This window comes from Methylomonas rivi, from assembly GCF_024505165.1.
In the GTDB taxonomy this organism is placed as follows: Bacteria; Pseudomonadota; Gammaproteobacteria; order Methylococcales; family Methylomonadaceae; genus Methylomonas; species Methylomonas rivi.
Genome location: NZ_JANIBK010000142.1, coordinates 1 through 10,056, shown reverse-complemented (window position 1 = coordinate 10,056; position 10,056 = coordinate 1). Strand labels below are relative to the sequence as shown.

At 54.6% G+C, this 10,056-nt stretch carries 8 protein-coding genes; 4 read left to right on the top strand and 4 right to left on the bottom strand.

Going from position 1 to position 10,056, the window contains the following annotated elements:
* Nucleotides 1-1,120 (bottom strand): copper resistance system multicopper oxidase (locus tag NP596_RS17590; protein WP_256616701.1); only part of this gene is annotated, 1,120 nt, incomplete at its 3' end.
* A 169-nt stretch (nt 1,121-1,289) separates the two neighbouring features.
* On the opposite strand from NP596_RS17590, the gene NP596_RS17585 reads away from it, so the two are divergent.
* Nucleotides 1,290-2,597 (top strand): cytochrome-c peroxidase, encoded by a 1,308-nt coding sequence (locus NP596_RS17585; RefSeq protein WP_256616699.1) that lies wholly within the window; start codon nt 1,290-1,292, stop codon nt 2,595-2,597.
* Nucleotides 2,598-2,669: 72 nt separating this feature from the next.
* Here NP596_RS17585 and NP596_RS17580 read toward each other — a convergent pair whose 3' ends face one another.
* Both NP596_RS17580 and xrtM read right to left on the bottom strand, forming a co-directional pair.
* The gene (locus tag NP596_RS17580; protein ID WP_256616698.1) at nt 2,670-3,368 is read right to left on the bottom strand and encodes a hypothetical protein; all 699 of its coding nucleotides are present in this window, start codon (nt 3,366-3,368) and stop codon (nt 2,670-2,672) included.
* On the bottom strand, nt 3,355-3,900 hold the full coding sequence (xrtM, locus tag NP596_RS17575; protein WP_256616697.1) for an exosortase XrtM: 546 nt from the start codon (nt 3,898-3,900) through the stop codon (nt 3,355-3,357). Before xrtM ends, NP596_RS17580 begins: the two co-directional genes overlap by 14 nt.
* Before the next feature lie 419 nt (nt 3,901-4,319).
* Here xrtM and NP596_RS17570 point away from each other — a divergent pair, with 419 nt between their 5' ends.
* A complete protein-coding gene (locus NP596_RS17570; RefSeq protein ID WP_256616696.1) occupies nt 4,320-6,161 on the top strand; it encodes a S8 family peptidase in 1,842 nt (613 codons plus the stop codon).
* A gap of 17 nt (nt 6,162-6,178) precedes the next feature.
* Here the strand turns inward: NP596_RS17570 and NP596_RS17565 are convergent, their stop codons facing one another.
* A complete protein-coding gene (locus tag NP596_RS17565) occupies nt 6,179-7,489 on the bottom strand; it encodes a replication-associated recombination protein A (protein WP_256616695.1) in 1,311 nt (436 codons plus the stop codon).
* 80 nt (nt 7,490-7,569) lie between these two features.
* On the opposite strand from NP596_RS17565, the gene accA reads away from it, so the two are divergent.
* Together accA and NP596_RS17555 are read left to right on the top strand one after the other, a co-directional pair.
* Nucleotides 7,570-8,544, top strand: coding sequence for an acetyl-CoA carboxylase carboxyl transferase subunit alpha (accA, locus tag NP596_RS17560; RefSeq protein ID WP_256616694.1), 975 nt, complete (start codon nt 7,570-7,572; stop codon nt 8,542-8,544).
* Nucleotides 8,545-8,902: 358 nt separating this feature from the next.
* The coding region (locus NP596_RS17555) for a CHASE domain-containing protein (protein ID WP_256616693.1) at nt 8,903-10,056 on the top strand (1,154 nt) is incomplete at its 3' end.

The following is a 10,056-nucleotide window of genomic DNA, read 5'->3' as shown; positions in this document are numbered from 1 at the left end:
GATCGGCGGGCTCGCCAAGCGGCTGTTCCGCGGCCGCATGTTCGGTATGCCCGGCATGCGCCCCGCCCATCTCCGCCAGCGTCAACAAGGTCATAGGCCGCAAAAGCGGCACCTCGGCGATAAGATCATCGCGCGGGGTTAGCGAGGCATGGGCATAACCGCTTCTGTCCATGGCTTCGGCAAAGATGCCGTAAGCCTGTTCGGTTTGCGGCTCGACCAACACATCGTAGGTTTCCGCCACCGCGATGCGAAACTCCTCGACAGCGACCGGCGCCACCGGTTGGCCGTCGGCGGCTATCACCTGCATTTTCAAGCCCGGTATGCGCACATCGAAATGGGTCATGGCGGAAGCGTTGATGAAGCGCAACTTTATTTTTTCGCCGGGGCGGAATAAATAGGTTTTACGCATGTCCGGGGTTTGGCCGTCGATCAAAAAATGATAGGTGGCGCCGGTGACGTCGGCTATGTCGGTCGGCTCCATGCGCATCTCCCCCCAGGCCAAACGGTCGGCGATAGCGGCCCCAAAACCCAACCGCCGCGCATCGGCAAAAAAATCGCCGACGGTGCGTTTTTGGAAATTGTAATAGTCGCTCTGTTTTTTCAAGCGGGCCAGCGTGCGGTGCGGATCGGCTTCCGGCCAGTCGGACAGCATCACCACATAATCCCGGTCGACCGGCTGATGATCGTGGACCGGGTCGATGACGATGGCGCCGAACAAGCCTTGCTGCTCCTGCATGCCGGAATGGCCGTGATACCAGTAAGTACCGCTTTGCTTGATGGGAAATCGATAGGTAAACGTCTTACCGGGGGCGATGCCGTCGAAACTGATGCCCGGCACGCCGTCCATGCCGTAAGGCAGCACGATGCCGTGCCAATGGATAGAGGTTTCCTGCCGCATGTTATTGGTGACCTGCATAATCACCTGCTCGCCTTCCCGCCAATGCAGTGTCGGCGCCGGCAAACTGCCGTCGGCCAACACCGCCCGTTGCGGTTGGCCGATCAAATCGATAGCTTTTTCGTTGATTGCCAACCGGTACGTGTCCGCATAAGCCGGTTGCCATCCGGCAGCGATGCCGGCGAAAACCACAGCCGAAGCGATTAAAAATTTAAATTTTTCCATTGGATCTGCATTTAACGGATGAGGTATGCCGGGCAAAAGCATTAGAAAACGATTATACCCCGATTTACCCGGATAATTTTTACAAGACTGGCCGCCGCAAAAATTTAATGAAACGAGAATGATTTTTATTTGTATACTATACCCACATTTTTCGTATTGGAGATAAGGCATGAGATACATCACCGCGACAGCTTTGCTTGCCGTCAGTCTGGCGAGCAATGCCGCCCCGTTTTTGAGTAGGGAACAGCAACTGGGCGAACGCTTATTCAGCGATAAAAACCTGTCCTTGAACAAAAATCAAGCCTGCGCCAGCTGCCACGGTTTGAGCCCGGCGCATGCCGGAACCGCGCAAAGCAAATGGGTGCCGGGCTTTGTCGATCCGGACAACGTCAGAACCGGCAGCGCCGTATCGGACGGTTCCGTTGCCGGCCTGAGCGGCAGCTTGAACGCGCCCAGCGCGGGTTACGCGGCCTATAGTCCGGAATTCCACTGGGATGATGCGGAAGCGCTTTACATCGGCGGCCAGTTCTGGAACGGCCGGGCCTCCAATCTCGCCGAACAGGCGAAAATGCCGTTCCTGAATCCGGTCGAAATGGCGATGCCCAATGAACTGGCCGTCGTCAATCGTCTGAAACAGGATGGAACTTATCGGCGCTTATTTTGGCAACTCTATGGCATCGATCTGAACGAAATTTCCGCTGCAAATAAGCCGTTGGCCGAGCAAGTTTTTCAAGCGGCCGCCAAGGCGATCGCCGCTTATGAACAAAGCCCTGTGTTCAATAAATTCAATTCCAAATTCGACTACGTGCTGGCCGGCAAAACCAGTTTCACGCCATTGGAAGCCAAGGGCTTCGAACTATTCAATCGCGAAGATAAAGGCAATTGCGCCGCCTGCCATGTCAGCGACGCGACTGTTGCGGAAGACGGCGGCATTGAGCCGCCTTTGTTCACCGACTTCAGTTACGACAACATCGGCCTGCCGCGCAACGTGAACATTCCCGGCGATCCCGAGCCGAATTTGGGACTGGGCGGACGGGCGGATTTAACTACCGGCGCGGCGGACGAGTTGGGCAAACATAAGGTTATGTCGTTGCGTAATATTGCTATCACGCCCCCCTACGGCCACAACGGTTCGATGGCCACCCTGGAGCAAATCGTACACTTTTATAATACTCGCGATACGCTGGGCAGCGTCGATGATGTCAATCATCCGGGATTCGGCAAAACCGGTTGGCCGGAACCTGAAATCGGCGAAAATCTGAACCGGGACGAGTTGGGCAACCTAGGGTTGAGTAGCGAAGAAGAAACAGCCATCGTGGCCTTTATGAAAACCCTGACCGACGACTACCCCAAATGGGGCCATGACCGCCGGGTGCCGCCCTGGTCGCCCGCGCCTTTCGCGCAAACGGTCAAACCGCATCATGCGAGGGGATTTTCCCAAACCCGGCTGAACCGCATATTGCGTAAACATCGGTAATGCGACATTCCGTAAGAGTTTATTGAAGCCGTTAAGCCTGTTGAAATCATTTTTATACATTACGTATTGGTTTCAACGGGCCGCCGCCAATTGAACCGCATTCCGGCTAACGATCCATTTCCCGCAGCCAGCCAAAGCCAAAACCAGCAACCAACAGCCTCCGCCATCCAGAAACTGTTGCCAAATATAATAAGGCGGCTCAGGCCTCTCGACATGATTCAATTTTGCAAGTATCTGAACGATATTCTCAAGAAAACCGACCACATGAAACGGACCGGACAAACATAGGTAAAAAACGGTCAAAGGCAAACTTAGCAACGTCAATAAAATTCTGGCGCGTACGTTTGGAACCGGCCAAGCGCACAGTAAGGCGAACAAAAACGCAACAGGCATGGCTAAGCGGTCGGTACCGATAAAAACCTGCAGTTCCGTACCGACCGCCACGGGAGCCGCATCTCGCAACGATGTAGCAACGCAGTGGATGAAGTCGGGACGGGCGGGATAAATCCGCAGTGCGACATGAAAGTCGTATTGCAGCGCATTCGCTGCCAAGGCAAGATAATCCACCATATAACTTGCGGCATCGCCGCTATATCGTATTGCGAGTATCGCCCCCAGCAACCAAGCGCTAAGCAAGCGGGCAAAAAATCCGGCAAGTGTTTGTTTATTGCTAGCCAATAGGGGCTGCCTGTAAACCAATACTAAAACGGACAGAGTCAACCAAACGATTGCCAACCGCGGAATCTGCGATTGAATGTCAGCACTTGCCATTGAAGGCGCCTTTAACGGAACACAGCCAAAAGGCAAAAACGGCACAATTTATACTGAGCATAATCATGGGAGCAATATCGACGTGGGCGGGTTCAAACCAGTCAGGGAGATATGCCTTAAGAAAATATAAACCGGTAATTCGGCAGACATTGAGCAAAATAGTCACGGCAAAGGCCAGGAGTAAACCTTGAGTTTTTTTGTACAGGCTCGACGGAAACATCGCAATAGCCGCGCAAATCATGAAAAAACCATCCGCGCCATCGCAGGTTCTGACGATGGACAAATTACCCTTGCTGGAAAGCAAAGTATTTTGCACGGCCACAACGCCTTCGTCCGGCGAAATAAATTTGATGAGCCGCACACACGCCGCCGTAAAGGGGGTGTGAAAAAAAAAGCCGAGGCTTTCGTCCGAAAGCATCCCGTAACCGTAATCGAACGCTAAATAAAGGACTAAAAAACCGAAAGGAAAGCCCAAGCTCACCGCTATAGCGCGTATGTTCGGCGAATTAAACAAACGGGAAAACTCTTTCAATAGCCAATCCTTACATAGAGCTTGCTGCCAATCCCGCGGCAGATAGCAAAATTGCCCGGCCGAAAGCCTCGGATCGTTATTCGATGCAGCGATTAAACACGCTAAAGAATACTTGATTTTATCATTGGATTATAATGCATCCCGATTTGCAAGATGCTTCGGCAAAACCAAAAACGCCGTCATGCTCGCAGGGATACCCTCTGGGGTACAAGTGTGGGCATCCAGTGCCATGGAGGGTATCTTCGAGCTATCCATGCAGTTTGGATGCCGGCAATCCCCGCCGAAATGACGATTTGCGCGGCTTACCTTTGACTTAGCCGAAGCAGCTTGCTAATCAGGTAATATATCGTCCATTTCTCAAAGACTGCATTAGGGGCTTTGAGCATTAACAAGGATCTTAAATATCAATGGAGTCGTGTATGTTAGGAAAACGCTTGTTATCTGTTTTAGTGCTTTCTTTTGTGGCTTGGCAAGCGACATGGGCAGCGCAAGTTGCCGAGTTTACGGCTTATAGGCATAAAATGCCCGCCGACTTGGAAACCCGGGTTAGCCGGAATCCTTCACTCCGGCTTATTGTGCGGTATTACGATGCCGCGGTAGACCGGGAAATTCAGGACTTGGAAAGCGAGCCGCGGCAAGATTTTGACTATAAAGCCCGGTTGACGGCCATCAAAGCCGAGCGTTTTAGCCAATTGAAGGATAGAACGAAATCGAGAATGGATATAAGGCGGTTCAAGGTTGAACGCGACTACAGCCACTTACCGATGAATGTGGTCACTATCGCCGGAAGCGATGGCTTGCTGAATTTAGTGGCCGACCCTGCCGTTGCCGAAGTTTACGAAGATATAGCGCTTCAGCATTTTTTAGCCCAAAGCGCCCCTTTGATAAAATCCACGGATGTCCTTAGCCAGACCGGTTACGATGGCGCGAACACCACTGTCGTCGTGCTGGATACCGGCGTCAATTATGCCCTGACCGATTTTGGCAACTGCAGCGCGGCAGGACAGCCCGCCACCTGCAGAGTCGTTGTTGCGCAGGATTTAGCCGCCGAGGATAATGCGCTAGATGACGACGGCCATGGTACGAATGTGTCCGGCATTGTCGGCGGCGTAGCCAAGGGTACGAAATTAGCCGTCTTTGACGTTTTTGACGGCGATGTTGCCTATAGTTCGGTGGTTATCGCCGGCATCAACTGGGCCATTGCCAATCAGCTCACCTACAATATTTCGTCGATAAATATGAGCCTGGGGGATGCCAGCCAGAATGCCTCGCAGTGCTCAAGCAAGTTTTCCAATCCTTATATCACCCCGATTAACAACGCTTTTTCCGCCGGCATTTTGACGGTCATTGCCTCGGGCAATAGCGGCTTTAGCGCGGGGCTTGCCATGCCTGCCTGCACCCCAAAAGCCGTTTCGGTGGGCGCTGTCTACGACAGCAACGTCGGCGGCTTGAATTGGAGCATTTGTACGGACAGTACAACGAGTGCGAACAAAATTACCTGTTTTTCCAATAGTGCCGCCTATCTCAGCTTGCTGGCTCCTGGCGCCAAGATCACAGCCGCCGGTTATACCATGGGCGGCACCTCCCAAGCGGCCCCGCATGTGGCGGCGGCGGTTGCCATATTACGCGGAGCCAGGCCGTCGGAGACGATAACGGCGTCTCTGAACCGTTTAACTTCGACCGGCTTACCCATAACCGACACCCGCAACAATCTGACTTTCCCCCGCATTGATGTGTTAACCGCATTGGGATCGGTTAATAACGATTTCGCCGATGCCGCCATCATTTCAAACGGCACCACCAGCCAAACCGTAACGACCTACACTAAAAGCACATCGACCCAATTTGCCGATAAAGAAACCGGCGAACCCGACCATACCGGTAACGCCGGCGGAAAATCGGTTTGGTTCGAGTGGATCGCACCCTCGACCGGCATTGCCAATCTCAATACCCACGGCAGTAATTTCGACACATTATTGGCGGTATATACCGGTACCGATGTCGGCGCCTTATCGGCGCTTGCCGACAATGACAACGATGGTAGCGGCAACAATAACAGCGGACTGGCGTTCACGGCTATAGCCGGTACAAGCTATAAAATTGCTGTCGACGGTTACAACGGCGCTTACGGCCAAGTTGTGTTGAATGTGCAGTTCGATAGTTCGACGGAGTTGGTGCCTTTCATGCCGGCTTGGTCGTTGTTGCTAATGGCGCTGGGACTCATGGGCATTGCTTACAGGTTTAACAGCCGCCACGCTTAAGATTCCAACTATAAAAATCAGCGCTTACGAAGAAACTCCAGCTTGGATTTAATTTTAATCTCCAATCCCCTATCGACCGGCTGGTAATAGCGCCTCCCCTTCAGCGGCTCCGGAAAATAATTTTCGCCGGCGGCGTAGGCGTCGGCCTCGTCGTGGGCGTAGCGGTATTCCGCGCCGTGGCCCAATTCCTTCATCAATTTGGTGGGGGCGTTGCGCAAATGGATAGGCACTTCTAGCGAACCGCTGTTGCGCGCGTCGGCCATGGCGACCTTATAGGCTACGTAAACCGCGTTGCTTTTCGGCGCGCAGGCCAGATAAACGACGGCTTGCGCCAGCGACAATTCGCCTTCCGGACTGCCCAAGCGTTCGTAGGCGTGGGCGGCATTCAAGGCCAGTTCCAAACCGCGCGGATCGGCGTTGCCGATGTCTTCCGAAGCCATCCGCACCACCCGGCGGGCGATGTATAAGGGATCGCAACCGCCGTCCAGCATGCGGCACAACCAATACAAGGCCGCGTCCGGATCGGTGCCGCGCACGGATTTATGCAGGGCGGAAATCTGGTCGTAGAAAATGTCCCCGCCCTTGTCGAAACGGGCGGCATGGCCTTGCAATACTTCTTCCAGCACTTCGCGATTGACCACCTCCCGGCCTTCGATGGTTTCGGCCAGGTCGGCGGCGATTTGCAGAATATTCAGGCAGCGGCGGGCATCGCCGTCGGCGGCCTTGGCGATCAGCAGCAGCACGTCCGCATCGATGGCCAGATTGCGCTGGCCCAAACCGCGCTGCCGGTCGGTCAAGGCATGTTGCAGCAAATCCACCAAGGCTTCCGGTTCTATGCTGCGCATCACGTAGACGCGCAGGCGGGACAGCAACGCGTTGTTCAATTCGAAGGACGGATTTTCGGTGGTGGCGCCGAATAAAATAATCGCCCCGCTTTCGATGGGCGCCAGCAAGGAATCCTGCTGGCTTTTGGAAAAACGGTGTATCTCGTCGATGAACACCACGGTATTCAGGTTGCGGGACAGTTTCACCCCCTCGGCCTCGGCCACCGCGGCGCGGATTTCCTTGACGCCGGCCATCACCGCCGACAATTCGATGAAATGGCAATCGGCGCTGGCGGCGATAATTTTAGCCAGCGTGGTTTTGCCCACCCCCGGCGGCCCCCAAAACACCAGCGAGTGCGGCATGCCCTGGTCGATGGCGGCGCGTAGCGATTTACCCTTGGCCAATAAATGCTGCTGGCCGATAAATTCGTCCAGGCTGGCAGGCCGCATTCTGGCTGCCAAGGGGGCGTCCGGATGCGCTATAAAAGTAGGGTTTGCTGTCATATGCGGGAAAACTGATAGGCAATATCGGGTTTTTTCATTAGAATTGCCCACCATTTTATTGATTCTGACGCCGGATTGACATGGATTTAAAATTTTTAGATTTCGAACAGCCGATTGCCGAACTGCAAGCCAAGATAGAAGAGCTGCGCAAGGTCGAGCTGGACAACCATTTCGACATTTCCGAGACCTTGAAACAGCTGGAGCAAAAATGCGAAGGCCTGACCGAGAGTATTTTCAGCAACTTGTCCGATTGGCAGATTTCGCAATTGTCGCGTCACCCCGGCCGGCCTTATACGCTGGACTACATTAACCTGATGTTCACCGATTTTCACGAGCTGCACGGCGACCGCACCTATGCCGACGACCCGGCCATCGTTTGCGGCCTGGCCAGGCTGGAAGGCCAGCCCATCGTGGTGATCGGCCACCAAAAAGGCCGCGACACCAAGGAAAAAATCTACCGCAACTTCGGCATGCCGCGGCCGGAAGGCTACCGTAAGGCCCTGCGGGTCATGAAAATGGCCGAACGCTTCCAGTTGCCGATTATTTGCCTGATCGACACCCCCGGTGCCTATCCCGGCATCGGCGCGGAGGAACGCGGCCAAAGCGAAGCCATCGCCCGTAACCTGTTTGAAATGTCCAAACTGCGCACCCCCATCATCTGCACCGTGATCGGCGAAGGCGGCTCCGGCGGCGCGCTGGCTATCGGCGTCGGCGACCGTTTGCTAATGCTGGAATACAGCACCTATGCGGTGATTTCGCCGGAAGGTTGCGCCTCGATTCTGTGGAAAAGCGCCGACAAGGCCCAACTGGCCGCGGAAGCCATGGGCATTACCTCGGACCGGGTGCGCGAGCAAGGCTTTTTGGACGAAGTGGTGCGCGAACCGGTCGGCGGCGGCCACCGCAATTTCGAAAAAGTCGCCTTGAACCTACGCGAAGCCTTGTTGCGCCACATGGACGAATTGAACCGGGAAGCAACCGACATAGATAAAATGCTGGAAAAACGCTACCAACGCATTATGCGTTTCGGTTCATATCTTGAAGAACCGGTGAAATAACCCGGCCGGCGGGCACGCTCCGCTAAATTTATAGGACTGCCCGACATCGAAGAATGCCCGATTAATCCGTTAACCGGGCATTCTTTATCCGCCAAGGCCGCCCAAAACGTCTCAAAACGTATCCGCCGAGCAGCGGATTTCAACCTCATTCACAAATATTTAACCTTTTTTCGGCCAAGCTCCAAGCCTCCCAAAAAATGCTATAAAATTCAGCCGCTCATCATTAAATTCTCGATGCATTGCCGCAACCCTTAACGATGCTCGCGTTCGATTATTCGAGAGTCGCTTTTTCAGCCAGACAGCCGGACATTCCCCATTGCCCCAAACAAAGCCAAAGTTCATCCGATGGGATTTTATTTTGATAAAAAAATCGTTCCTGCTGGCGTCGGTTTACTTCCTGCTGGGTGTTGCCGGACTAAAACTGGCCATTCAGCCCGGCTATGCCAGCGCGGTTTTCCCCGCCGCCGGGGTCGCGTTCGCGGCCATTTTATACTGCGGCTACCGGTTGCTGCCGGCGGTGTGGTTGGGCTCGTTCGCCATCAACCTGTGGGTGGCGGCGACGCATGCGGACCTCGATTATCGGAACATGCTGGTCGCGGCCATCATTGGGCTGGGTTCGACCCTGCAAGCCTGGGTCGGCGTCCGCCTGGTCCGCTACCGCTTAAAAGACGCTTGGCGAAATCTGGATAACGACCATGACATTCTCCTGTTTCTATTCCTGGCCGGGCCGCTGGCCTGCCTGATATCGTCGGCCTGGGGCAACACCGCCCTGCTGTTGTTCCGGGTTGTGTCCGACGACGAGGTGTTATTCAATGCCTGGAACTGGTGGATAGGAGACTCTATTGGGGTCATGCTGTTCGCGCCGCTGGGCCTGATGGTATTGCAGCGAAGCATCCCCTTATGGAAGTCCCGGATTAAAAATGTCGCCCTGCCGCTATTTATCGTAACCGCGAGCATTATCGGCGCTTTTTTGTATGTCTCCCATACTGAAACCCTGCGTATCAAGCAGGCAGTCGCCGACCATGGCCGCTCCCTGAGCAACCAGCTGCGCGCCAAACTGTTGTCTTATGACGAAATCGTCTCATCGATAAATAACCTGCTTCAAACCAATCCCAACCTGCATTTTGCCGACTTCGAGACGTTTACCAGGCAAACGCTGCAGGACCATCTCGACCTGCAGGCATTGAGCTGGAACCCGGTGGTCAAGCTGGCGGACAGAACGCATTTGGAAACCGAGTTAGGCCGCGAAATGCGGATAAAAGACTTCGCCTTCACGCAACGGGATGCCGCCGGCCAGCTTGTCCCCGCCGCTCAACGCAATGAATACGTCGTGGTACGTTATATTGCGCCGCTGGACAAAAACCGACACGCGCAGGGTTACGACATCGCCTCCGACACGGTAAGAAAGGCTGCCATCCTGTCGGCGACCCGGACCGGCAAGCCTGCCGCTACCGCGCCGATTCGGCTGGTGCAAGCCCGGGACTCCAGCGCCGGCGTGCTTCTGCTGCGCCC

Bases quoted from the DNA above. Each gene is read 5' to 3' on its own strand.
- NP596_RS17585 (WP_256616699.1), top strand. From the start codon at position 1,290: ATGAGATACATCACCGCGACAGCTTTGCTTGCCGTCAGTCTGGCGAGC.
- NP596_RS17580 (WP_256616698.1), bottom strand. From the start codon at position 3,368: ATGGCAAGTGCTGACATTCAATCGCAGATTCCGCGGTTGGCAATCGTT.
- NP596_RS17570 (WP_256616696.1), top strand. From the start codon at position 4,320: ATGTTAGGAAAACGCTTGTTATCTGTTTTAGTGCTTTCTTTTGTGGCT.
- NP596_RS17565 (WP_256616695.1), bottom strand. From the start codon at position 7,489: ATGACAGCAAACCCTACTTTTATAGCGCATCCGGACGCCCCCTTGGCA.
- accA (WP_256616694.1), top strand. From the start codon at position 7,570: ATGGATTTAAAATTTTTAGATTTCGAACAGCCGATTGCCGAACTGCAA.